21 protein-coding genes are annotated in these 26408 nt (G+C 39.3%); all 21 read right to left on the minus strand.

Translation table 11 applies throughout. From position 1 onward, the window contains the following. Positions 1–7: 7 nt before the first annotated feature. Positions 8–1954 (minus strand): efflux RND transporter permease subunit, encoded by a 1947-nt coding sequence (locus DTA23_RS21195; protein ID WP_088162392.1) that lies wholly within the window; start codon positions 1952–1954, stop codon positions 8–10. Continuing rightward, on the minus strand, positions 1951–3243 hold the full coding sequence (locus DTA23_RS21200) for an efflux RND transporter permease subunit (protein ID WP_112375946.1): 1293 nt from the start codon (positions 3241–3243) through the stop codon (positions 1951–1953). Before DTA23_RS21200 ends, DTA23_RS21195 begins: the two co-directional genes overlap by 4 nt. Positions 3244–3257: 14 nt before the next feature. Beyond that, positions 3258–3914 carry a DUF3347 domain-containing protein gene (locus DTA23_RS21205; RefSeq protein ID WP_112375947.1) on the minus strand — a complete coding sequence of 219 codons (657 nt, stop codon included), beginning with the start codon at positions 3912–3914 and terminating at the stop codon, positions 3258–3260. 6 nt (positions 3915–3920) lie between these two features. Continuing rightward, positions 3921–6041 (minus strand): heavy metal translocating P-type ATPase, encoded by a 2121-nt coding sequence (locus DTA23_RS21210; RefSeq protein WP_112375948.1) that lies wholly within the window; start codon positions 6039–6041, stop codon positions 3921–3923. An 18-nt stretch (positions 6042–6059) separates the two neighbouring features. Beyond that, positions 6060–6365 carry a hypothetical protein gene (locus tag DTA23_RS21215; RefSeq protein WP_002981094.1) on the minus strand — a complete coding sequence of 102 codons (306 nt, stop codon included), beginning with the start codon at positions 6363–6365 and terminating at the stop codon, positions 6060–6062. Between the two features lie 14 nt (positions 6366–6379). Continuing rightward, positions 6380–7255: a DUF3347 domain-containing protein gene (locus DTA23_RS21220; RefSeq protein WP_112375949.1), complete on the minus strand. Its 876-nt coding sequence runs from the start codon at positions 7253–7255 to the stop codon at positions 6380–6382. Between the two features lie 710 nt (positions 7256–7965). Then, positions 7966–8187, minus strand: a complete 222-nt coding sequence (locus tag DTA23_RS21230) for a heavy-metal-associated domain-containing protein (RefSeq protein WP_002981097.1) — start codon at positions 8185–8187, stop codon at positions 7966–7968. Between the two features lie 99 nt (positions 8188–8286). Then, on the minus strand, positions 8287–10698 hold the full coding sequence (locus DTA23_RS21235; RefSeq protein ID WP_112375950.1) for a heavy metal translocating P-type ATPase: 2412 nt from the start codon (positions 10696–10698) through the stop codon (positions 8287–8289). Between the two features lie 88 nt (positions 10699–10786). Further along, positions 10787–11350 (minus strand): helix-turn-helix domain-containing protein, encoded by a 564-nt coding sequence (locus tag DTA23_RS21240; protein WP_024566623.1) that lies wholly within the window; start codon positions 11348–11350, stop codon positions 10787–10789. A gap of 115 nt (positions 11351–11465) precedes the next feature. Then, on the minus strand, positions 11466–12281 hold the full coding sequence (locus DTA23_RS21245; RefSeq protein WP_112375951.1) for an RteC domain-containing protein: 816 nt from the start codon (positions 12279–12281) through the stop codon (positions 11466–11468). A gap of 429 nt (positions 12282–12710) precedes the next feature. After that, positions 12711–14666 carry a heavy metal translocating P-type ATPase gene (locus DTA23_RS21250; protein WP_440591186.1) on the minus strand — a complete coding sequence of 652 codons (1956 nt, stop codon included), beginning with the start codon at positions 14664–14666 and terminating at the stop codon, positions 12711–12713. A 17-nt stretch (positions 14667–14683) separates the two neighbouring features. Further along, positions 14684–15952: an efflux RND transporter periplasmic adaptor subunit gene (locus DTA23_RS21255; protein WP_112375952.1), complete on the minus strand. Its 1269-nt coding sequence runs from the start codon at positions 15950–15952 to the stop codon at positions 14684–14686. Between the two features lie 7 nt (positions 15953–15959). Next, positions 15960–20327 carry a CusA/CzcA family heavy metal efflux RND transporter gene (locus DTA23_RS21260; RefSeq protein ID WP_112375953.1) on the minus strand — a complete coding sequence of 1456 codons (4368 nt, stop codon included), beginning with the start codon at positions 20325–20327 and terminating at the stop codon, positions 15960–15962. Positions 20328–20477: 150 nt separating this feature from the next. Next, positions 20478–20804 carry a DUF6660 family protein gene (locus tag DTA23_RS30615; RefSeq protein ID WP_031504363.1) on the minus strand — a complete coding sequence of 109 codons (327 nt, stop codon included), beginning with the start codon at positions 20802–20804 and terminating at the stop codon, positions 20478–20480. 55 nt (positions 20805–20859) lie between these two features. Further along, positions 20860–21270, minus strand: a complete 411-nt coding sequence (locus DTA23_RS21270) for a Fur family transcriptional regulator (protein WP_024566616.1) — start codon at positions 21268–21270, stop codon at positions 20860–20862. A 6-nt stretch (positions 21271–21276) separates the two neighbouring features. Next, positions 21277–21615 carry a hypothetical protein gene (locus DTA23_RS21275; RefSeq protein ID WP_024566615.1) on the minus strand — a complete coding sequence of 113 codons (339 nt, stop codon included), beginning with the start codon at positions 21613–21615 and terminating at the stop codon, positions 21277–21279. 69 nt (positions 21616–21684) lie between these two features. Continuing rightward, positions 21685–21894: a GDCCVxC domain-containing (seleno)protein gene (locus DTA23_RS30085; RefSeq protein ID WP_078679374.1), complete on the minus strand. Its 210-nt coding sequence runs from the start codon at positions 21892–21894 to the stop codon at positions 21685–21687. Continuing rightward, entirely contained in the window at positions 21894–22496 is a 603-nt protein-coding gene (gene merTP / locus DTA23_RS21285; protein WP_024566614.1) for a mercuric transport protein MerTP, read from the minus strand. Before merTP ends, DTA23_RS30085 begins: the two co-directional genes overlap by 1 nt. Continuing rightward, positions 22490–22867, minus strand: a complete 378-nt coding sequence (locus DTA23_RS21290; protein WP_112375954.1) for an ArsR/SmtB family transcription factor — start codon at positions 22865–22867, stop codon at positions 22490–22492. The genes merTP and DTA23_RS21290 overlap by 7 nt, the downstream gene beginning before the upstream one ends. 152 nt (positions 22868–23019) lie before the next feature. Beyond that, on the minus strand, positions 23020–25020 hold the full coding sequence (gene mobC / locus DTA23_RS21295) for a conjugal transfer protein MobC (RefSeq protein WP_112375955.1): 2001 nt from the start codon (positions 25018–25020) through the stop codon (positions 23020–23022). Positions 25021–25121: 101 nt separating this feature from the next. Beyond that, complete coding sequence (gene mobB / locus DTA23_RS21300; RefSeq protein WP_088264057.1) at positions 25122–26408, minus strand: conjugal transfer protein MobB; 1287 nt, start codon at positions 26406–26408, stop codon at positions 25122–25124.

The raw sequence follows: 26408 nt of genomic DNA on the forward strand, positions 1-26408 counted from the left end.
TTTGATTTTAATGTCCTGCATCTAATACGTCAATCTTTCCGAATTTTTTCAGCTCATATTCTTTTTGCATCAGGAAGATAATTGGTGTAACCAGCAGAATATGGATTGCTGAAGTAAATACGCCTCCAACCATCGGCAATACGATTGGTTTCATCATATCACTGCCAACGCCGGTACTCCATAATATGGGAACCAGCCCGAACAGGGTTACACACACGGTCATTATTTTTGGACGTAAGCGTTTTGCCGCACCGTGTATAACGTATTCTCTAAGGTCTTCGTTTGTAATGGTTTCACGACTGTTTCCTTTTAATAGCACCAATTGTTGCATGGCATCATTGAGGTAGATGACCATAACAATTCCTGTTTCGACAGCAAGACCAAACAGGGCAATAAATCCAACAGCAACAGCTACAGAAAGGTTTACACCCCATAGACTAATCATAAATACTCCTCCAATCAGAGCGAATGGAATACTGATGAGATTGAAGAAAGCCTCTCTCATAGAATGAAAAGCAAAATACATAGACAGAAATATGATAACTAATACAATGGGCATAATCCATTTCAGTGTTTGTTCGCCCCTTATAAGGTTTTCATATTGTCCACTCCACTCTAAAAAATATCCCTGTGGCATTTTAAGCATCATATTATTCAGCTTGGCTTTAGCTTCTTCTACTGTGCTGCCAAGGTCTCTTTCTCTAACGTTGAATAGAACTGTACCTCTTAACATTGCATTTTCAGAGTTAATCATTGGAGCCCCCTCTGATAGCTTAACATCTGCAACACTTCCTAATGGAATAGGGCCAAAATCCATTGTTTGAACGGGCAGGCGTTTAAGTGCTTCAATATTATTTCTGAAATCCTGTCCGTAACGGGCATTTACAGAGAAGCGCTGCCTTCCCTCAATGGTAGTGGTCAATTTCATACCACCCAACGCGCTTTCAACCAAATTGTTTACATCGTCTATGCTTATATTGTATCGGGCAATTTCATCTCGGTTTATAACAATATCAACATATTTACCTCCCGTTATTGGTTCTACATACATATCTTTAATACCTGCCACACCCTCAAGTTCCGTTTTGATTTTTTGCGATAATGAATAGATGCTATCGAGATTTTGACCATAAACTTTTATGCCAACATCGGTACGGATGCCGGTTGACAGCATATTGATGCGGTTTATAATGGGCATTGTCCAACCATTTGTTACTCCGGGCATTTGAAGTTTCGCATTTAGTTCATTAATGATGTCATTCTTCTTTATTCCGTCCCGCCATTCATTTTGTGGTTTTAATAAAATGATAGTTTCAATCATACTGATTGGAGAATTGTCTGTAGCAGTATTCGCCCTGCCAGCTTTACCTAAAACGTGCGCTACTTCCGGTACAGATTTAATAATCTTATCCTGAACCTGCAATATTCGTTTGGCTTCTGAATTAGAAACATCGGGTAATGTAACGGGCATAAATAACAATGAACCCTCATCGAGTGGTGGCATAAATTCCCTGCCAAGATTTAATATCATTGGAATACTTATAATAAGTGCAGCGATGTTGATACCCAATACGGTTTTTCGCCATTTTACACACCATTTTATAACAGGCTCGTACAGCTTTTCCAAGCCCCGGTTTATCGGGTTTGAATGCTCACTTTTAAACTTGCCTTTCATAAAGAAAGAAATCAGCACCGGCGCAAGCGTGAGTATCAATAAAGCATCTACGACCAATATAAACGTTTTGGTATAAGCAAGCGGATGGAAAAGTTTGCCTTCCTGCCCTGTGAGTAGGAATACAGGTAAAAATGAAGTTATAATGATAATTGTTGAAAAGAATACGCCTCTTGAAACCTGCTTGCATGATTTCTCAATGATACTAAGTCGTACTTCCTCTGGAATTTTTTCGTAGCCAACATTTTTATTGGCTTTCTTTTTAAACCATTTTATTTTCATGATGGGTCGGATGTTTTTTGTTTACGCTCATTTTGCCAAACGGAAAGATTTCTGTAAGAGTTCTCTGACATTATAATTCCGTTATCTACAATTACCCCAATTGCCAATGCAATTCCGGTAAGGGACATAATATTGGATGATAACCCAAAAGCGTTCAATATGATAAAACTGATGGCAACGGTAACCGGAATTTGAATAATGATACTTAATGCGCTCCGCCAGTGGAACAGGAAAAGAATTACAATAAAGGCGACTGCAATAATTTCCTCTGCGAGCTTATGTTTGATATTTTCGATAGCTGCTTCGATTAATGTGCTTCTGTCATAAGAAGTTTTTAATGTTACGCCAGCCGGTAAACCTTTTTCAACATCTTTGATTTTTTCTTTAACGGCTTTTATCACTTGGTCTGCATTTTCGCCATAGCGCATTACTACAATTCCTCCAACAACTTCTCCTTCTCCATTTTGGTCAAATATACCCAGCCGCAAATCTCCGCCCATTTGTACGCTTCCGATGTCTTTTACTCTTACCGGAATGCCATTATAGTTGCCTACTGCAATTTTTTCAATATCAGCAGTATTCTTTATATACCCCAAACCTCGTATAATGTAAGCCATATCTGCCATTTCAAATTTGCGACCACCAACGTCATTGTTGTTTGCTTTTACTTTATTCATTACATCCATAAGGGAGATATTGTAATACTGGAGCTTTACGGGGTCAACGACTAACTGATATTGTTTTTCATATCCTCCAAACGAGGCTACTTCTGCAACACCTGGTACCGTTTGCAGTGCCAACTTGATATACCAATCCTGCAATGCACGCTGCTCTCCAAGTTCCATCTGCGGTGCATCCAAATGATACCAGTATATATGACCAACACCTGTCCCATCAGGGCCAAGCGTTGGTGTAACCTCCTGTGGCAATAGTCTTTGAGCATAATTAAGTCTTTCCATAACTCGTGTACGAGCCCAATAAACATCAACATCGTCATCGAAAATGATATACACGAAACTCATTCCGAACATTGATGTGCCTCTTACGTTCTTTACTTTGGGGATTCCCTGTAAGTTGCTTACTAAAGGATAGGTTACTTGGTCTTCGATAGTCTGTGGACTGCGTCCCATCCATTCAGTGAAAACTATTACTTGGTTTTCACTTAGGTCAGGAATTGCATCTATCGGATTTTTCTTAACTGCTGAAATACCCCAAACAAGTAAACCGGCGGCTATAAGCAGCACGATATACCTATTTTTCAAGGACAGTTCTATTATTTTTTGTACCATGATTTATTTTCATTTTAATACTGTTTTTTTACAGAACCGCAGGTCAGCATTTTAGAACCGTAGTAAGGGTTTTTGATTTCCTTGTTTTCGCTGAACCAAACAGCACCCTTGCCGTCATTGAACATCGGGCAATGGTCTTGATACAATGTTTGCGATGTACCGAACAAATCAATCAGGTCTTTCAAATCTTCGCCAAGCGAAGCCAAATGTTCCCGCTGGTGGTGGATGTTGCCAACATTTTCCCCGATATGTTCTGCGTGTTCTTTAGCATCGTCCGCTATGTCCATGTACTTTTTGTGCTTATCGGCAGGAACGGCTTTCATGTCCACTTTATTCAGGGTAGCTAACAGCTTTTTCCCTGAACTGGCGGCAGCTTTGTCATCGTCCGAAACAAGGGCGTTCTTTAAGGACAGATAATCGGTAACTATGGGCGCAATAGAAAAGTTTTTTGTTTCTTCTTTTCCTGTTGCTTTTGCTTCCTGACCGCTCGGTGTTTCGCTCACAACGGGCGCAACTACCGTATCATCCTCTTTTGGCTGGGAAGCCGGCTGTTCTTGTGATACAACAGCAGTATCATTTGAAGAATGCTCGTTTTTGTTGGATACCTGATTGCATGATACTGTTACAAATGCCATGATAACAACAATGATTGATAATGTTAGATTTTTCATTTTTATTTATTTTTTGATTTTTAAAAAACTTGCGTTAATAGCCACTACAATTGTGCTTACACTCATCAGCACAGCACCCATAGCGGGACTTAAAACAAAATTCGGATAGAGTACGCCTGCCGCAAGCGGTATTGCCACCACGTTGTAGCCAACCGCCCATATCAGGTTCTGTACCATCTTTTTGTAGGTAAGTTTGCCGAAGTCAATCAGTTTGACCACATCCCTCGGGTCGCTGTCTACCAATATGATATCCGCTGTTTCGGCAGCCACGTCCGTACCGGAACCCACGGCAATGCCCACATCTGCCTGTGCCAGTGCAGGTGCATCATTTACACCATCACCAATCATTGCTACGATTTCGCCTTTTGCCTGAAACTCCTTTACTTTCTCCTGCTTGTTGTGCGGAAGCACATTAGCCAAATACCCGTCCATACCCAATTTTCCGGCTACGGCAGCAGCAATCCTGTCGTTGTCCCCGGTGAGCAGAAAGGACTTGATGCCCATTTTTTTGAGTTCCTCAATCGCCTGTGCCGAACCCTCCCGGATGCTGTCTGCCAAAGTAATGATGCCGATTACCCGGTCATCAATGAGGACAAAGTTGACCGTTTCGGCCTCTTGATTGATTTCGTTTGGAATTTCAGGCAGGGAAAGGTGGTTTTCGGTGAAATAATTCGGGCCGCCAGCTACGACATTTTTCCCGTTCACAACACCTTTAACACCTATGCCCTGCATATAGCTGAAGTTTTCAGACTTCCATAAGGCAAGGCTCTTTTCTTTCAATGTAGCCATAATGCCTTTGGCGATATGGTGTTCCGAATTTTGCTGTACTGCGGCAGCATACTGGATAACCTCATCGGCATTATATTCGTCTGTTAACGGTATAACCTTTTCTACGGCATGGGAACCTTTGGTGAGCGTTCCGGTCTTATCAAAAATGACAGTGGAAAGTTTTCGGGTGGTTTCAAATGCTGTGCGGTTGCGGATGAGCAGACCATTGGTCGCCGATAGCGTTGTGGAAATGGCGACCACCAACGGGATAGCCACGCCCAATGCGTGCGGGCAGGCCGTTACCATTACCGTCACCATTCTTTCAAGCGCAAAGGCAATATCTCCACTGCTTGCATACCAATAGGCAAATGTGCCTATGCCAACGGCAATGGCAATAAAGGTGAGCCATTTGGCAACTTTGTCCGCAAGGTTTTGCGTATTGGACTTAGTAGCTTGTGCCTCCTGCACAAGATTGATAACCCTGTTCAGGTAGCTGTCTTTTCCAACGGCTGTTACCTTAACTTTCAGCGCACCATCGCCATTGATAGAGCCTGCGATGACCTTTCCGTCCTTTTCCTTTTTCACGGGAATACTTTCTCCGGTAAGCATGCTCTCGTTGATATACGAAAGCCCCTCCAGTACCAATCCATCGGCTGGAATTTTTTCACCCGGTTTTATGATAGCCGTTTCACCGCTTTGCAGGTCTTCAAGCTTTATTTTTACCGCTTCTCCGTTTCGCTCCACCGTGACATCGTTAGGCAGCAAAGCAACCAATGATTGCAAAGCCCGTGAAGCAGCCATTTGGGAACGCATTTCCAGCCAATGCCCTAACAGCATGATGTCGATAAGCGTAGCCAGTTCCCAAAAGAAGTCCATGCCCTGCAAGCCAAATACAACGGCTACGGAATAGACATAGGCTACGGATATAGCGATAGCAACAAGTGTCATCATCCCTATGGCTTTGGCGTTCACCTCGCCAATCATTCCCTTTAGGAACGGCAAGCCTCCATAGCTATAAATCACTGTACCCAATGCCAGCAGCACATATTTATCTCCATTGAAAGCAAGGCTGAAACCCAACCATTGCTGTATCATGTGTGACAGGAGCAGGATAGGGATTGTAATGACGAGGCTTATCCAAAAACGAGCGAGAAAATCGCCTGTATGATGCCCCTCATGTTTGTTAAAGCTATCTCTGGCTTGGTTATGATGAGAATGCCCGGAATGCCCATGTCCTGATTTTTGTACATGAGAAACTGAGCTACCGCCAACGGGAACCAGTGCCATGCCACAAAGCGGGCATTTGCCTGGTTCGTCTTTTAGCACCTGCGGGTGCATGGGACACGTGTATTTTTTCATAATAAGGGGTTTTAAAAGTTATGTTGCACTTAATTTTTTTGCCATCTCATGGGTCATTTCTTCGGCATAAGCACCATAGGCATCCACAAGTACGCCTTTATTCTTACCATCATTGGACGATATGGCATAAATCACGGCATTGTTATCAGGACTGCTGTCGAGGCTTTCAAACCTATGGGTTTCCGTAACCGTAAAATCCTCCGGTTTTAGTTTCAGGCTCCTTGACGCACAGTACAGGCAGTCCGGCAACAGACTAAAGTCCATACTGTACCCACGCTGTCTTAGGTCTTTAAGCGCCTGCACCATGTCATTGTACTGTACCATAGCTTTCAGACCTGTTATTTAATGGTTTCGACCGTACTGCCGCAGGTAAGCATCTGTGAGCCGTAATATGGGTTTTTAACAGCATTCTCTTTACTTAGCCAATTGGCTCCCTTACCTCCATTGTACATAGGGCAGTGCTGGTAATAAACGGGAGTATCCTGTTTAGACACTTTGGCCAGTGTGTAGATGCTTCCCGAAAGTGCCGCAAAAGCACTTCTTTGTTTTGCAACATCTTTTGATTTTGAAATGCTTTCCGCATTGGCGGTCAAGTCCTGCATCACTTTCATCCAAGCCGTATGTTCCTCTGCCGATAGCTTATTCATATCGACTGCTTTAAGGGATGCAGCCAATTCAGCGGCTTTGGCAGATGCGGTCGCCGCATCGGTTTTTATCAAAGCATCTTTCACTGAAAAGTAGTTGTCAAATACAGCCTTTAGCTGTGATTGGTTTTGGGCTGCATCTTTGTTAGCTGCCATTTGACTATGGTCGTGATTGCCATGTCCGGCATTCATGTCCATTCCCGCCTCCTTGTTTTTGGCAACCGTCTTCACTGGTCTATCATACTGGCAGCAACCAGCCAGTTTAGCATATACGTCATCCGGCGCACGGAACTTCTCACTGTCATAACCAGCCAAAGCGATACGTTTCAGGATTTCATCCTGATTTGTTTTGTCGCCGCCATAGGTGAGCGTAGCCATCTTGGTATCTTTGTTCCAGTCCACACTGGCTACCTTTTTTACGTTACCTGCCTTTTCGATGGTGGTTTTGCATATACCACAATTGCCGTAAATCTTTACGGTTTCTGTTTTCGCATTCTTGATTTGTGCGAAGCCGTTTATTGATGATAGTAATACGGCGATTACCATCACTATTTTTGATAATGATTTCATAATAATTACATTTTGAGAAACGGGGGATTGATAAACCCATTTCTGTTTTAAATTTTAAATAAATGATACAAATAGGGGATTTGCAAAAGCCGGAACAGCTTCTGACAGGACATACCTATGGCTATCAGGCCATAGTTTTAGCTTATTTTAGGCGGTAGCCAAATGGAGAAAAAGCCCGAAGAATAGTAGGCTTCTTTGAAACCGAATTTTTGCTTTTTAGCTGCTGCTAAGTGATTTTTTGCCTTTAATTCGATTACGGTTGGGACATTTAGGGAAGTGGTTGAAGCACCGCACCTGCAAGAGCTGTGGGAACAACCGCCCCCGCATTTGTCACTTTTGCATTTTTTACAGGATTTGCTCTTGCAACCTTTTTTATGTTCTGATTTTTTGGATTTCTCCTTTGAGCAGAAAGACTGCTCGGTCTTTGTTGAATTTTTGGAACAGGCATAGCTCTGACTTGGCATCATAAAGAAAACCAAACAGAACAATGTCAAAATGCCTATATGTATTCTATAATTTTTCAACGCAACAAAGTTACAAATTAAATTGGTTTTTTATATCGTTTTACGTTTTTTTTTGCTATATGGAAAAATAATGCCATATACGCAATAACCTATCGTCTTTTTTCAGAATTGATAAAATGCCCTTTTTCATCAACCCAACCTCATGGAAATTCGGTCGGAAAAAGGGCATTTCAAAAAGTTGCTGGCTTAGGCATCCAAAGGTTCTATTTTGAAGCCTGCCTTTTGCACGGTCGATATTACTTCCTGCTCGGTAATGCCCTCGGACTTCACGGTAAGTACCTTGTCCTTGTTGGCCGTGTCCACTTCCCAATGGCAGATGCCCTCTGCCTTGTCCAAGTGCGGCTTTACAGATGCGATACAGCCGCCGCAATTGATGTTCGTCTTGAATTGAAATTGTTTATTTTCCATTGTTTACAAATTTTAGAGTTATCTGATAATGCAAATTTCCGTACTATTCAGTTAGTTATTGTTGTGTAATTTCTTGTTTGATTTGTGAGATTTACTGTTTTATTTCTTCCACTTCAACCGCAGGCTGTTACTGACCACGCTCACGCTGCTCAATGCCATTGCCGCACCCGCAATCATCGGGTTGAGCAGGAAGCCGTTAACAGGGTAAAGGATGCCTGCCGCTACCGGAATGCCGATTACGTTGTAGATAAACGCCCAGAACAGGTTTTGCTTGATGGTGGCTACGGTCTGTTTGGACAAGCGTATTGCCTGCGGTATCTTGGTCAGGTCGGACGAAATGATGGTCATCTTGGCTACGTCCATTGCGATGTCGCTGCCTTTGCCCATTGCGATACTTACATCGGCTGTTGCCAATGCGGTGCTGTCGTTGATACCATCGCCCACCATTGCCACTACCTTTCCTTTACTTTGCAGTTCTTTCACAAAGTCGGCTTTATGCTGTGGCAAAACTTCGGCTTTGTAATGCTTGATGCCTGTCTGCTCCGCAATGGCTTTAGCGGTAGCTTCATTATCTCCGGTCAGCATATACAGGTCAATGCCCATTTCCTGCATTTCCCGGATAGCCTGCACCGATGTTTCCTTAATCTTATCGGCGATAGCGATTACAGCAAGAGCCTTTTTGCTGTTTGCAAACCAGATAACGGTTTTAGACTGTTTGCCCCATTCTTCGGCCTGGTCTTGTAATTCTCCGGCAATGGCAATGTTGTTTTCTGCCAATAGCTTTTTGTTGCCTACATAATAGGTTTCGTTGTCATGGTCTGCTTTTGCGCCTTTGCCCGTAATGCTGTCGAACATGGATAAAGAGGTGGCCGCTACATCGCCAAGATGCTTCACTACGGCTTCTGCCAATGGATGCTCGGATTGCTTTTCGATGCTCAAAAGGATTTCTTTTGCAGTGTCCTCATTGTTCAGCCATTTAATGCCCGTTACCTGTGGTCTTCCCTCGGTGATGGTTCCGGTTTTGTCCAAAACGATGGCATTTACTTTTTTGGCCAGTTCCAAACTTTCGGCATCCTTTATCAAAATGCCATTTTCAGCACCTTTACCAACGCCTACCATAATAGCGGTGGGTGTCGCTAAGCCTAAAGCACAGGGGCAGGCAATGACCAATACCGTAACGGCTGCCAACAGACCTTGAACAACCCCGTTTTCGCCTCCCAAAATCAACCATAGCGTAAATGTCAGGATGGCAATACCTATCACTGTGGGAACAAAGATGCCCGCAATCCTATCGACCAGTTTCTGTACGGGTGCTTTGCTTCCCTGTGCATCCTGCACCCTTTTGATGATGTGGGCAAGCATGGTTTCTTTGCCCACTTTTACCGCCCTGAACCGGAAGCTGCCTTTTTGGTTAATCGTTCCTGCAAATACTTTTTCTTTTTCTTTTTTCAATACAGGTACAGGCTCACCGCTTAACATGCTTTCGTCCACATACGAATTGCCCGATATGACCATGCCGTCTACCGCAATCTTTTCACCGGGCTTTACGAGTATCACATCGCCTGCGCTTACGTCTTCGATAGCGGTCTGCTTTTCCGTTCCGTCCGCCTGTACCACGATGACCGTTTTTGGCTGCAAGCCCATCAGCTTCTTAATGGCTGAAGAGGTGTTGCCTTTGGCTCTTTCTTCCAGCAGTTTTCCCAAGAGGATGAATGCGATAATAACGGCAGCCGCTTCAAAATATACGTGAGCATGCAGTCCCCGTTGATGCCAAAAGTCGGCAAACAGCATATTGAAAACACTGAACAGGTAGGCAATACCTGTACTCAATGCCACCAGCGTATCCATATTGGCGGAACGGTGCTTTGCCTGCTTCCAAGCGTTTACAAAAAAATCCCTGCCCAACCATATTACAACGGGCGTGGAAAAGAGCCACATTATCGGGTCTGCATAGGGCATATCCATAAAGAACATTCCTATGATTACCACGGGCAGGGAAAGGATAATTGCCCAAATGGTCTTGTTTTTCAAGGTTCGGAATTTCTTTTCGTGGATGGCTTCGAGCGTTTCCTGCTGCTTGGTTTCGTCTTCAATCAATAGGTCGTAACCTACTCCCTGAACCGCTTTTTGCAGGGTGGAGGCATCGGTCATATTGGGCAGATATTCCACGGTAAGATTGCCCGTTGCAAAGTTCACGGAAGCATTAACTACTCCCGGTTGGTATTTCACAATGCTTTCGGCACTGCCCGCACAGGATGCACAGGTCATGCCCAATACCGGAAAAGCACTTTTAACCGTAGGAACTCCGTAACCTAAATCTTTAATTGCCTTAACAGCCTCGCCTACGGTTTCATTGCTATCTACTGTAATCGCTGCCCTTCGGTTGTTCAGCTCTACTTTATGGGTTTCTACGCCTTTTACCTGTGCCAATCCCTTTTCAACGATTAATGCACAGTGTTCGCTTTCTACATCCTCCAATGGAATGTATATATTTTCTCTGTTTGTCGCCATATTTGCCTGCTTTAATTTACAATACAAAATTGGCTATTATATTTATGGGTACTGTTGTGAAATTTTGGATTTGATTTGTAAGATTTACTTACACTTTATCCAACGGTTTTCTTTTATCCTCTTTAATCTGTTTGAAATGGCTTGGTGTTAGCCCGGTAACTTTTTTAAACTGGTTACTCAAATATGCCACGCTCGAATAATTTAGGCGGTTCGCAATCTCACTTAATGACAACTCATCATACACCAACAATTCTTTGACTTTCTCCACCTTTTGGGCGATAAAGTATTTTTCAATGGTTGTACCCTCTACCTCTGAAAACAGATTGGACAGGTAATTGTAATCGTGATGCAATTTGTCACTCAATACATCGGAAAGGTTGGTTTTTACATCACTATCCTGATGGTGTACCAGGTCAATGATAATGTTCTTTATCTTTTCTATTATCCTGCCTTTTTTATCGTCAATTACTTCAAATCCTAATGGCTCTAAAGTTTTGGACAAATTCTCTTTTTCCAGAGATGTTATTTCTTTGGAAAGAATAACTTCGCCCAGTTTTATATTTTTAGCATCTAATCCCAGTTTTTCCAATTCGTTTTGTACCACCATAATGCAACGGTCGCAAACCATATTTTTAATAAAGATTGTATTCATATTTATTTACTGACTACGTTTAGTATTTAATACATAAGCAATAAACAAATTTACAATTTAAGTTTAATTACTCTGACTTCTTGCCAAGAGGAATAAAGCCTGTGTACATATATACTTACTGTTTTTCATCTTGTTCGTCCATTTTCTTTATCAGTGCTTCACACAGCCTGTCGAGGAATTTCGTTCGGTTTATTTTGCGGGCTTTAAGTTCCATAAACGTATGGTAAAAGTCGCCTAACTCAATATTGAAGGCATCTTCAAACGTTTTGGCTATCAATTTTATTTCTGTATTCCCATTGTTAAATGCACCGTGGGAGTACAGTGCATAAATGAGTTCCGTGAGTGCAGTTTTGCTTGCTGTCCATATCAACGAATTATCTGAAACCTTTTTAACGTTGATGTTATTTAACCTGTCTTCCAAATATACCTGTATCAGGTCATTAGCAATTATCTTGGCAACCTTATAATCGTGCGAAGTAGAAAAGCGATGGTCTGCCTCAAAATAAAAAGTGTCTAACCATAGTCTTATATCGTGCTTGCCACGTACAAAAAATTGTTCGTCAAAGAAAGAATTATTGCTACGGTAATACTTATAAAAATCAAGGTTATTTTCAAAGAACCTTTTTAGCTTTTTCAGTTCTTTGACAAAATATTTCTTGGTACGCTTATTTCCATACGGTCTTCTCGTTTCGATTTTATAGATGGCATTATAATAGATGAGCTTTGAAACGATAATTGGCTTTTGATATTTAAAAAAGCGAATTTCTTCATCAACATTCTTAAATCCTCTTTTTAAAATATATTTTTTTACGTCGAATAAACATTTGATAATAAGTTGTATAACTGCTTCAATGCGTTCTATCGAACAGTCTGCTTCAATCTCAAATTCTTTGATTTCGTTTTCCAGCTTAGCCAGCGTTTCGTTATAAATTTATCCATCCGTTATCCTAAATCTATTTTTTAAACAATAATAGAGAAACCCAAATACTGTCATATTTGAAAGAAATTTGCATTTTCGGGTTTCTCTTTTGGAACTTTGGTTTTTGCTCGATACAGAACTAATAAGTCCATTTTTAGTGATAGGGATAGATATAATAGTGTCTAATTTTATGTATATCAAAGCAATAAGACACAGAGCTAAAAAATATCCCAAAAAGTATCATAAAGAGCGAAGATCTTTTCTTCTTCTTCTCCTTCGACAAATTGACATTTGATAACTTTTGCCTTTCTTACGAATTGTCTGTTTTATTCATCATTAGGATGTTCTAATCTTAAAATTTCATCCGCTGTATCCTTACTGCGTTTAGTATAGCTAATAAGGCAACCCCAACATCGGCAAAAACAGCTTCCCACATAGTCGCTAAGCCCCAGCTCCCAAAACTAGTACAATAGCTTTTACTCCGAATGCTAAAGCTATATTTTGCCAAACGATTTTCTTTGTCTGCTTGCCTATATTGATTGCCATAGGTATTTTACTCGGTTTGTCGTCTTGTATTACCACATCTGCCGTTTCAATGGTCGCATCGCTTCCCAAACCGCCCATTGCAATACCCGCATCGCTCAAAGCCACAACAGGCGCATCGTTTACACCGTCGCCAACAAAAGCAACGCTTCCGCCTTTGGCTTTAATTTCTTTAACTCTGTTTACTTTATCTTCAGGCAATAAATCTCCGAAAGCATTATCTATCCCCAACTGTTCCGCTACATACTTTACAACCGTACTTTTATCTCCGCTAAGCATAGTAGCTTTAACATTGAGCTTATGCAATAGATTTATGGTTTCCTGTGCGTCTTCTTTTATGCTGTCCGCAATGGTAATGTAACCAACAAACTTTCTATCATAAGCCACTGCGATTACCGTGTAGACAATGCTGTTCGGGTCTATGTCATAAGTAATAGAAAATTTATCCATCAGCTTAAAATTCCCTACCAATAATTCTTTCCCATTTACATTAGCCTTTAGTCCGTGTCCTGCAATTTCCTCTATATTTTCTAATGGGATATTGTGGTTTACATCGCCTACATATTCTTGAATGGCAGTTGCTACGGGGTGGCTACTATGGCTTTCCAAAGCATTGACCATTTCTAAAATTTCTTTCTCATCAAATGCCTTGTCAAATACAACTTCCTGAACTTTAAATACGCCCTCCGTCATTGTACCTGTCTTATCCATTACTACATTTTGTATGCTGGCAAGAACATCCAAAAAGTTGCTTCCCTTAACCAATATTCCATTTTTACTCGCTGCCCCAATTCCGCCAAAGTAGCCTAAAGGAATACTTATTACCAATGCACAAGGGCAAGAGATAACAAGGAATACCAAAGCACGATACAACCATTGGCTGAACACATAATTTTCTACAAAGAAGTAGGGCAATGCTGTAATTAGAATAGCTAACAGTACAACTATCGGTGTGTATATTTTTGCAAACTTTCTAATGAATAATTCTGTCGGTGCTTTTTGAGCAGTAGCATTTTGCACCAATTCTAAAATTTTACTCAGCTTGCTATCAGTATATGCAGTTGTTACTTTTACTTGTACAACGGTATTTAGGTTTATCATTCCTGCTAATACCGTATCATCTTTTGCTTTGGTGTCGGGCTTGCTTTCGCCTGTTAAAGCTGCTGTGTTGAATGATGCAGTTTCGGATAATAATGTTCCGTCTAATCCTAATTTTTCGCCGGGCTTTAATTGTATGATGTCACCAATGGTTACTGTTTCCGCCTTTACTGTTTTCGGTTGATTTTCTTTTAGAATAGTTACTTCATCGGGGCGTTGGTCAAGCAAGCTCTTGATATTTGCTTTCGCTCTTTTAACTGCTAATGACTGAAAGACTTCGCCAACAGCATAAAACAGCATTACAGCGACACCCTCTGGGTATTCACCAATGGCAAAGGCTCCAATAGTGGCAATACTCATTAGCAAAAATTCTGAAAAAACATCGCCTTTGCTAATACTTTCAAAAGCTTCTTTAATTACAGGAAATCCGACTGGTGCATACGCTATTATATACCAAACAGTTCTTACCCAACCTTGAAACCATTCAGGTTTCAAGGCATTGTCTAAGTAAATAGCAATTAGCAATAGTACCAAAGAAATAATTCCTGGTAAAAACATTTTTATAACGCTATTTTTATCAACAGCTTCACTTCGTTCATTACTCTTTTGATTGACTTTTTCATCCGTTGAGCAACAAACATTATCAGTACTCTGCCCTGTATTTGTTTGGGCATCGTTTTTGCTTTCCTCGGTGCAGCAGAGTTGCTTGCCGTGTGCATCATAAATATGCTTGTGATTTTTATCTGTATTTATCATTGTTTAGTTATTATTGGTTAATCTTCCTCTTCTCCAGCATTAGATAATTTTGCGTTTACAAAAAATGCTCCTTTTACAACGATTTTGGCATTGACAGGAATTTGCTTGACAAAAGTTATTGCGGTATACCCCATATCAGATACCCCTTTCAATACTTCTACTTTTTCAAAATTTATATTGCTTGTATCTTCCTTATGTTCAGTTTCCTCATCTTCTTTATGGTTTTCTTCTTCGTGATGTTCTTCTGCTTTTTTATCGGTTTGTACGAAAATAAAATATTTACCATCAGTATTTACGATGGCATCATTGGGAACAGCAGGTGTGGTCACATTGCTTAAGCTTACAATTCCTGTTATATTCATTCCATCAATTAACCCATTTTTATTACCTTTTATGCGGCAACGTACAACAATAGTTTTACTCTCATTTTGAAAAGATGAACCGATATTGAAAACCGTAGCCTCATATTCAGTGGCTGGATTATTTGTCAATCGAAAATGAATAGTTTGCCCAATTTTTATTTGTGGTAAATCTTTTTCAAAAACTTGTAAATCCAAATGCAATGAGCTGTTATCTACAACTTCAATTACTGGAGAAGAAACATCTACATAACTTCCAATTTTAGCGAAAACATTACTCACTGTACCATTCAAAGGACTAATTACCGTTAGCGCAGATTTCAAATTACTGTTTGATAGGGTGCTGGGATTGATGCCCATTAATTGTAATTGTTGATGTAAAGATGCTTTTCGAGTACGAAGGCTGTTCAATTCGGCTGTTGCACTTTGTAAATTTTTCTTTGCGCCAGCATTTCCTTCGTTTAACTCTTTTTGTCTTGATAGCTCTTGCTCTGCAAAAGTTATTCTACTTACTATACTCAAATATTCTTCCTGTAATTGTATAAACTGCGGATTGCCAATCGTCGCTATTATTTCACCCTTTCTAACATAATCCCCAAGTTGAACTTTCAATGTTCTTATCACCCCACCATATAAAGTTGTAGCATTGGCTTTATTGTTATTGGGAACATTCAGATTTCCATTTGCTTTGATGGTTGCAGACAGCTCCCTTTGTTCTATTGTGCCTATTTTTATTCCAACTATCTTTATCTGTTCCTCTGAAAGTGTGGCAATGGTTGGTACTTCTTCGTGGGCTTCTTCTTTTTGAATTTCTTTTGCCTTCTGGTTTTGCCCATCCCCATCTTTATGATTATTGCAAGCGGAAAAAGCAAGTATTACAACAGTTATCACTGTTACAAACGTGATTTTATTTATATTGAATTTCATTTTTTATTTATTGATTAATGAGAGAATAAATACTGATTACAGACTGGTTTACCTGCTGAATACTTTTCAGATAATTTAATTGAATATCGGTTGTGGTTTGCAATGCAAAAAGATATTCTACATAGCTGATTTCTCCAGTTTTATAACCTAATTGTGCTGCTGATACTATTTCTTTGGCATTAGGCAATGCTTCTTGCTGAAAATAATTAAACTGTTGCATATCTTGTTGGTATTGTTGCAAAGCATTTTGTAATTGTGTTGTTAATGCTTTTTGCAGCTGCTGAGCATTGGCTTCGGAAGCCTGTTTTCTGAAGTCCAAAGATTTTATCCTTGCTTTGGTAGCACCATAAGTGATAGGAATTGCAATGCCAATATTTACAGAATTGAAACGTTTACCAGAATTAAAATATTTTTCTGCGCCATTTACAGTATGAAAACCTATTAAAGATTGATTTGTAAAACCAATTGTAAAATCAGGTAAACCTTGCGAACGTTCTACCTTTTTGGTCTGTTCTGCAATAACAGCATCCTGATATAAGGATTGAATGGCGGGATGACTTGCAACTACATCATTATCCAATAAATTACTGATTTGTAATGGTTGAAAAATTCCATTTTCTACAATGAGAAAATCCTCTCTTGTATTCATCAAAGTTTTCAGACTGGCAACAGCATTGTTTAAAAACACTTTATTCTGTTTTAACAATAAATTAATTTCCCCTTTCTTAGCTTCTGCCGTACTGATGTCCACTTTTTTTGTATCACCAGTTTTATAACGAAGCTGTGCTATTTTTATAAAATCGCTGTACAGACTATCTAACTGTTGTAATTGTTTTTGGTTATGTTGCAAATACAGGATTTGATAATAGTAAGTTCTGACCTGCGTTTTTAGCTCTATTACCGTAAGGTTTTTCTGTAATTCTTTCGCTTTTATTTCTGCATTAATCAATTGCTTTTTTGCTCCGAATAAAGTAGGAAAAGGAATAGTTTGCGCCACTTCAAATGACTGGTCGAATTTTGTACTGTTGTACTGCCCTAATTGTGCATTAAAACCTAATTTTGGTAATTCTCCGGCAGTTTTTTTCAAGGCTTTACTTGCATCAATTTCTAAATCTGAAGCCTTTATGATTTGATTATTTTTCAGCGCAATGTTTATTGCTTCATCAACACTGGATAAATCTTTCGTCTGTGCGTTTGCTGTAAAACCTACCAATGATAGCAGTAACACAACGATAGTCGCAATGGGTTTCACTTTAAGTTTTCTTTTTAAATTAATTTTTGAATTGAAGATGATGTACAATAAAGGCAGTACGAATAGGGTAAGGAATGTGGCAGTTACCAAACCACCGATAACAACTGTAGCCAATGGTTTTTGTACCTCTGCACCTGCGCTACTGCTCAAAGCCATTGGCAGAAATCCTAAACTGGCAACTGTTGCAGTCATTAAAACCGGTCTCAAACGGATTTTAGTTCCTTCGATTACCCGTTTCAATACATCTTTTTCTCCTTCTTTTTCTAATTGATTGAAAATACCTATCAATACAATTCCGTTGAGGACTGCAACACCAAACAATGCAATAAATCCAATACCTGCGCTGATGCTAAAAGGCATTCCCCGAAGTAATAAAGCTAGTATTCCTCCAATTGCACTCATTGGGATAGCCGTAAAAATTAATCCTGCCTGTTTAAAAGAACTGAAAGTAAAGTAAAGCAGTACAAATATCAATATTAAAGAAACTGGAACAGCTATCAATAATCTATTGCTGGCTTCCTGTAAATTTTCAAACTGCCCACCATAAGTGAAATAATATCCTGATGGTAATTTTACTTGGTTATTCAATTTTTTTTGAATTTCTTCTACTACACTTTGAACGTCTCTGTCTGCTACATTAAAACCAATTACAATTCTTCGCTTTCCCGCTTCACGGCTTATCTGCGCCGGTCCTAATTTATAATCAATTGTAGCCACTTGTGATAGAGGAATTTGACTACCTATGTTGGTGGGTATCATCATATTGTTTACATCTTCAATACTACCCCGGTAAGTACTATCTAAACGCACAACTAAATCAAATCTCCTTTCATTCTCAAAAACCACACCTGCACTTTTTCCTGCAAAGGCAGTACTCACAACATTATTTACATCTTCTACATTTACTCCATAATTGGCTAAACGAGTTCGGTCGTATTCAATATTAATTTGAGGTAGCCCACTTACCAGTTCTACTTGAGGTACTGTAACTCCCTTTACTGTTTGTATAACTTTGCTAACCTTATCGGCATTTAACGCTAGTGTATCTAAATTTTCTCCGAAAATCTTAATTGCAACATCTTGTTTTATCCCTGTCATAAGTTCGTTAAAACGCATTTGAATGGGTTGGCTTTTTTCGACAATTATGCCAGGTATTACGGCTATTTTTTCTTCTATTGCATCGCCTAATTCATCGTATGTCCTTCCGGATTTCCATTCACTTTCAGGCTTAAGAATAATTATTAAATCTGTTGCACTCGGAGGCATTGGGTCAGTAGGTACTTCACCAGCTCCAGTTCTACCTACCACCATTTTTACTTCATCAAATTGTTTGGCAATTCTCGAAGCAAGCATCGAAGTTTCTATACTTTGTGATAATGAGGTTTCAATAGGCATTTTAAATTCAAACGCATATTCTCCTTCTTGTAGCTGGGGTATAAATTCTCCTCCCATTCGGCTAAACAAGAAAATACTAACCGCAAATATGGCAATGGCGATACCCACGAACCAATACTTTATGCTAATCGCTTTTTCAAGCAAAGGCTGATATTTTTTTTGTAACCAATTCATCATTCTGTCAGAAAAGGTTTCTTTATACGAAGGTTTTTTGGATAAGAACAAAGCACACATCATTGGTATGTATGTTAAGGATAAAATCAAAGCTCCAAAAATGGCAAAACCTACAGTCTGTGCCATCGGACGGAACATTTTACCTTCAACACCCACTAACGTAAGAATAGGAATGTAAACAATTAGTATAATGATTTCACCAAATGCTGCACTGCTACGAATTTTGGAGGCAGACAGGAAAACCTCTTCATCCATTTCGGTTTGTGTAAGCCTTTGTTTAGATTTCCGTAAGCCTAAGTGATGTAATGTGGCTTCCACAACAATTACTGCCCCATCTACAATCAACCCAAAATCTATGGCTCCCAAACTCATTAAATTGGCGCTTACACCAAACACATTCATCATCGCCAAGGCAAACAGCATTGCTAAGGGAATAGCGGAAGCTACTATTAATCCGGCTCTAAAATTTCCTAAAAAAAGTACCAATACAAAGATTACAATCAACGCACCTTCTATCAGGTTTTTTTCTACGGTACTCATTGCCTTGTCAACTAAAACTGAACGGTCTATGTAAGGTTCAATAATAATATCATCAGGTAATGACTTTTGTATAGTGGGTAGTTTTTCTTTTATTTTTTCAATTACATTATTGGCATTTTCGCCTTTTAGCATCATTACTACACCACCTACTGCATCAACATCTCCGTTATATGTCATTGCTCCATATCTAACAGCACTACCAAATCGTACATCTGCCACATCTTTTATAAAAATTGGAACACTACCAGGATTATTCTTTACGCTAATATTTTTTATATCATCTAATGATGTAACCAAGCCAATCCCCCTAATGAAATAAGCATTTGGTTTCTTATCAATATAAGCACCGCCAGTATTTTGGTTGTTTTTTTCAAGAGCGTTGAAAATATCGGTAATACTTATATCCATAGCCTTTAAGCGATTAGGATTAACAGCAACTTCATATTGCTTTAGCTCGCCACCAAAACTATTTACTTCTGCAATTCCGGGTGTACCATACAGTTGCCTTGCAACAATCCAGTCCTGCATTGTACGAAGGTCTTTGGCATTGTATTTATTTTCACTTCCCTTTTTGGGATGTATTATATATTCGTATATCTGACCAAGCCCTGTACTGACCGGAGCCAGTTCAGGTGTTCCTATTCCGTTCGGAATTTTTTCTTCTGCTTCTTTCAGTTTTTCATTAATGAGCTGTCGGGCAAAATAAATGTCTACTTTTTCCTTAAATACAACTGTAATTACGGACAAACCAAACCTAGAAATACTTCTGGTTTCTTCTAAATCGGGAATATTAGCAATGCTTTGCTCTATCGGAAAAGTTACTAATTGTTCTACTTCCTGAGCCGCCAATGTGGGGCAAACCGTAATTATTTGCACCTGATTATTTGTAATATCGGGTACGGCATCAATGGGTAATTTTGTGGCACTCCACACTCCCCAAATAATGAGCAACAATGTCATTATTCCAATGACGAGCTTGTTCTTAATGCTAAATTTTATGATACTGTCTAACACAATTCATTTGATTAATAATTAATAATAATGGATATAAATACTTTCTGTCCGTTACAGAAAGGACAGCTAAATGTGCAATTTAGATAATACACCTATCTAATAGTAAATGAATATATCATCCATTACCAATAAATACATTTGCTGAAAATATTAAGTATTAATCTTTGGCGGCTGCCAAATGTTTCCGTGATAATTGGAAATGAAATTGAAATTTTGAAGTGGGAATTTTTGTATCTTGCTAAGACTTGGCTTTGCCTCGTTTATTTTGAACGTTTGAAACGTAAAATTCACAACGGTATGACAAGTAGCACAAGAACAAAAAGGACTGCATAAATCGCCGTTTTTCGTTTGACCATTGCTTGTATTAGAAAGCTCTGATTTTGAAGTATTACTGGTATCCATACCACACGCATCAGTACACGGCATTACGGATAATGCCAGAAAATATATACTGAATATGAATATAAATAGTTTCATCAGCTACAAATATAAATAAATAGATTGTGCAATAGAATTGCAAAGTTGAAAAAATCTATTTGTTACATTTGTCGCATTTCCCCTTAAGAACTAAATTAGCTCCATCTAATTTAAAGTTTTGAGGAACTTCGATGTTCGGAATTTCTGTTTCAGTAAGGCAAAAAGTATGTTTGCAGTCGGTACAATAAAAATGTGTGTGCAGTTCTGATAAATTACAATTGCATCCTGATTGGCAAAGTGCGTATTTAATCACTCCGCTTCCATCATCAATGGTATGGACAAGTTTGTATTCCAGGAATACTTTAAGTGTTCTGAAGAGAGTAATATTATCTGCTTTTTCAAACTGTTCTGCCAGCTCTTTATGACTTACTGCATATTGTTGTTTCAATAACTTTTCAACCACCAACAAACGCATAGCGGTGGGTTTTATAGCTTTTTGCAGTAAAATTTTTTCTAATTCAGTCATTGTGATTTAATTTTCTATCGTCCAATCATCATTATCGTCCTCGTCAACTGATATTTGCTCAATGATGCTGTTTGCTGCACTGTCAGAGTATGTACCATAACCATTTACGAAAACACCTTTTGCTCCATCTTTTTGGTTTCTCATCGCATATAAGATAGCCTCATCTTCCAAGTCATTAAGCCCAGTAAAACGATAAATTTTATCAATAACAATGTCCCTTAAATTAACTTTCTCTCCGTCTATTTTGTACGAAATGTTTTCTTCCAATAGATTAAAGTCTTCCGTATAACCCCTTTGTCTTAGTACTTCAATTACTTCTGATAATGTTTTTTCTGTTGATAGCATAAGTATTCTTCTTAAATTTTTGAAAATATTTTTTGAAAAAACTGAACATTTTTTTCTCTTAATTGGTTTCTAATAGCAACATTTTTTATCCTGTTGTATTGATGGACAAGGAACACTGGCATAACTACAATACACACAACAATCGCCTTGTAATGGTTTTAATCTTGTCTTGCAATTTTCACATTCATAAAAATATTGGCAAGCATCTGTTGGCATTGTTTCCTCTTTTTTGTATCCGCAATTTGGGCAAGTTATAATTGATTGTAATTTAATTTCCATTATGATATAATTTTACTTTTTAGTGATTTATAACCTGTCGAATTGATAGCTTTTTCAATTTCTATAATACTTGTTTGTTTGTTGTCAAACTTAACAATGGCATTGCCTTTCTCATAAGAAACCACAACTTCCACAATTCCTTTTAGTTTACTAACTTCCGTTTTAACGTGGTGTTCACAACCTGAACAAGTCATCCCTTTGATTGTAAACTCAACTTTCTGAATTTTGGAAGTTTGGGTAATAATTGCTTTACTTTCGGTCTTTGGAAAAAAAATGTGAGCATAAAGCGGAAATGATAAAAGTAAAGCCGCCATAACGGTAATAATTCCTAAAAATGATTTTGTTTTCATAAAGTTTGATTTTTCAGTTGTTTCACAGTTGCAGTCAATTTTCTTTTGCGGTTTCAATTTTTGATACCAAGCAAAAGCAAGCACTAAAATAGTTAACCCGATAAAATATGGACGAAAAGGTTCGAGCCAAGAGAAAGTTGAAGCAAGTCCACTTGTTCCTGCTATGAGAGCCAAAACAGGTGTAATGCAACATAATGAAGCTGCTATTGCTGTCAAAAGTCCAGTCCCAATTAGTTTTCCGTCCGTTACCATATTGTTTCTAAATTTTTTTTATCGTCAAGTATTTTAAAAAATGGGTCCAACATTTTCTCATACTCTTTTGTCAATGAGTAAAAAATGGTTTGCGCCTCTCTTTCGGTTTCAATAAGCTTTCGGTCTTTAAGTTTTCTCAAGTGCTGAGAAATCGCTGAAATTGTCATTCCAAGAATTTCACTCACATCACAAACACAAAGTCGTTTTTCTTCATAAAGAAGAAACAGAATTTTCAGTCTTACATTGTTTCCAGTCAATTCAAGTGCGTTCGACAAATAGTCAAACGAACTGTGGAGTTCCGAAACTCTTTCTTTACAGCGATTGATTTGTTTAATGTCTGCCTGTTTTCGTGTACAAGAAGTATTATCCATAATGCAAATGTAACTAATTTGTTTATTTAAGCAAATGCTAAATTATGAGTATTAAAATTTGGCATTTTATATGTTGACGTAATGGTGCTGTTACTTTTAATTCTTCTAACAATATATTAATAGAAAAATCACAAAAAAAATATTTAGTATAATCATTCTTTCTGCACCAAATGCTGTAAGTTAGGGTCATTCTTGATACGCTCCATTTCACTAACAACAATATTCAGAATGTCTGATTTTATCTGCTTGTAATTGTTTTCTATTTCCTGCTTCATCTTATCCTCGCCCTGCTCATTTACAAAAGATAAGATTTGCGGTATTTGCTGATAGGCTTTGCTTTCTGCCGCTACCTTTTCATTGTCCACTACAATTTCGGCGTGAAATATCTTCTGCTCGATACGTTCATCAAAGTTATCTGATACAGAACCAACAAACAAACCTTGTGTAAGTGTTGAGATTTTGGAAGCCGGAATAAGGCTGTCTAACTGTGTCGAAATAGAGGTAGATTTATCATTGCGGTTAATCGTCATACTCTGGCGTTTCTGTAATACTTTACCGAAACGTTCCGAAAGGCTTTTTGCTGTTTCGCCAACCACCTGACCACTGAATATATTACCGACAGTATTCTGTATTACCTTGCTTTCCTTGTCGCCGTAATCCCTTGTTAATTGCGAAAAATCCTGAAAACCCAAACATACCGCTACCTTATTACTTCTCGCCGTTGCGATAAGATTGTCCAGTCCCCTGAAATAAATTGTGGGCAACTCATCTATGATAACGGAACTCTTTAGCTGTCCCTTTTTGTTTATCAGCTTTACAATCCTCGAATTGTATAAACCCAAAGCTGAGGAATAAATATTTTGACGGTCGGGATTGTTACCCACGCACAAAATTTTAGGTTCTTTCGGGTTGTTAATGTCAAGCGTAAAATCATCGCCCGTCATTACCCAGTAAAGTTGTGGGCTAATCATCCTTGATAGCGGAATTTTTGCCGATGCGATTTGTCCTTGTAACTGGTCTTGCGCTCCACCTTGCCACGCATCCATAAAGGGCGACAAATAATTTTCCAAATCCGGGTATGAAGTTAAAATCGTGAATACATCCGAATACTTTTTATTCAGTAATTCAATGGCGTGAGGGAACGTACAATACTTACCATCTTCGTAGATTTTCAGATACCAAATAATCGCAGCCAAAAGAATAATTGGGCTTTCCACGAAAAAATCCCCTTGCTTCTGTATCCACGACCTGTTAAGGTTTAGCATTATAGTATATGCCGCTTCGTAAGCATCAGAAATGTCCGTCATAAAATCGGGATTGAGTGGGTTGCAACGGTGGCTCTTGCGTGGGTCGTCGAAATTTATCACGTAAAATTTCGGCTGAACTTTGTATTTATCCCGATGCTTCAGTAAGTGATTATAGGCAATAGTAGAAAGGTCGTCAAACTTGAAATCGTAGATATACATACTAAAGCCTTTTTCAATCTGCTGCTTGATGTAGTTGTTTACGATGGCATAAGATTTACCGGAACCGGGAGTACCCAACACTATTGATGCCCTGAATGGATTTACAATGTTTATCCAACCGTTGTTCCATTTGCCTTTGTAGTAAAATTTGGTGGGCAGGTTAACGGAATACTCGTTTTCCATCAGTTTGGTTTCCTGCTGAAAGCTCTCATTCTCATTATTAAATACGTCGTCCATCAGGTTGGTACGAAGCAGGCGGCTCATCCATACGCCCGCCATCAGCAAGGCGATATAACCTAATGAGATAGTAAGCATATACAGGAATGTGCCTGTTGCCGGAGATAGCTTTAACAAAGGTGTGTTCAGGAAGAACAGCACAAAGCCAACGCCCAACGCCACGTAAATTTTAGTCCAGGTTATCTTTTCGTTCTTTACGCCCTTTGTCCCTAAACAGCTTAAAGCCAGTAAGACCAAAGCGAATACTTTGGTGTAAAGAGTGTGTGAAAACAAACCCGCCGTTCGGTCGAAATTGCCTAATATCTTGTTGATTACTTCCAACGTCCAACCACGTTCTAAAAAGAAACCGTAGCAGAACCAATAAAGGTGCATCAGCACCAAAAGAATACTGACTGCCCGCATAAAAGCCATTATCTTGGAAAGCCCTCTTAAATCGTCTTCTCCCTGCATTATCTAAAGTTTTAATGTTCGGGCGTGAATTTAAAGGCTCTATGGAGTGGCTCTAAGAATGTGGCAGCCAGTGGCGTTCTGTGGCAGTGTTTGGCTGAATATTACTTCTGACCTCTTTGGCGTTTTCTTTTCTTCTTCATTTTATTGGCAAAGTCCTGTTCTTCGTAATCTTCGCCCTGGGCTTCGGGCAATAAACCTCCCAGTGCTTCAATCAAACCGTCTTCGTGTTTTTCAGTATGTAAGAAGTCGAACAAATGGTGTGGTTCTTCCGCAGGAAGATCCGCATCATTTGATGTGGATAATTTGGGTTGTAAAACGGCAGGTTCTTTAATATTCGGTTTGATGTTATTGTTCCAATAATCATTAAAGGTGTTGGCAGAAAGTTCTGTTGCCAAACGTGAACCGTTCCAAACTGCTTTGGAATTGTGGTCTATAAATGTGATGCCATAAATACGCCCTGTATCATTTCGGCGCACCACAACGTTAATACCCTGTTCCGCCAACTGCTTTTTAAATGCCTGTTCATCGCTCGTGGTTTTCAGGGCAATGGTAACGGCAGATTTTAGGGTCTGTTTGGTGGGGCTATCTTTCAAAGCCGTTTTGCATTTCGCAAAATGCAGTTCCAAAGCCGGAAGCCCTGCGCTCTTTCCGAACAGCGAAGCCTTGAACGGATGCCCGGCTCTTTCGCCTTTTTCATTTAGCGGAATATATATTAAGCCCTGCTTCATCTCTCCCTGCAATTCGCCCTCGATTTTCTCGGCGGTAATATTGAACAGGGAAAGCAGGGCATTGTATTCGCCCAAAGTTTGGTACTGGTAGTAATTCGGGAGGTGGCGAACGACCGAAGCAATTTGGCTTTTTACATCGCCTGCCCGATAATCTACCGGACGGAAAACCTTATCATTCTGATTGCGCTCTTTGTCTGTTGCGGGTATCAACCCGTGTTTTCTTTCTAGTTCACGGCATACATTCATAGACCGCATTTTCTCGAATTTATCCGAAATCTTTTTGCCCTGCTCGTCCACGCAAACCGATACAATGTGTATATGGCTACGGTCAATATCGGTATGTTTGAATACCACAAAAGGCTGTTCGCCGTAACCCATTTCCCGCATATACTGTTCTGCCATTTCCCTAAACTTATCATCGCTTACCTTATCGTTCGGGTCAGGATTTAGCGAAATATGCAGCGTGTGTTTCTCGGTATTGCGGTTGGCTATCAGGTAAGGTGCAAAAGACTGGGCTAATTGTGCCACGGAATAATGACCGCTTGCGGTTTCAATCATCTTATTGGCAAACAAAATCTGCTCGTTTTCATTCTCCACTTTAAGCTGATTGTACGCCAACGCTCCGTATAAATTTGCACTTCTTCCAATTTTTGCTATCAA

The sequence above is a fragment of the Sphingobacterium multivorum genome (assembly GCF_900457465.1).
GTDB classification, from domain to species: Bacteria; Bacteroidota; Bacteroidia; order Sphingobacteriales; family Sphingobacteriaceae; genus Sphingobacterium; species Sphingobacterium multivorum.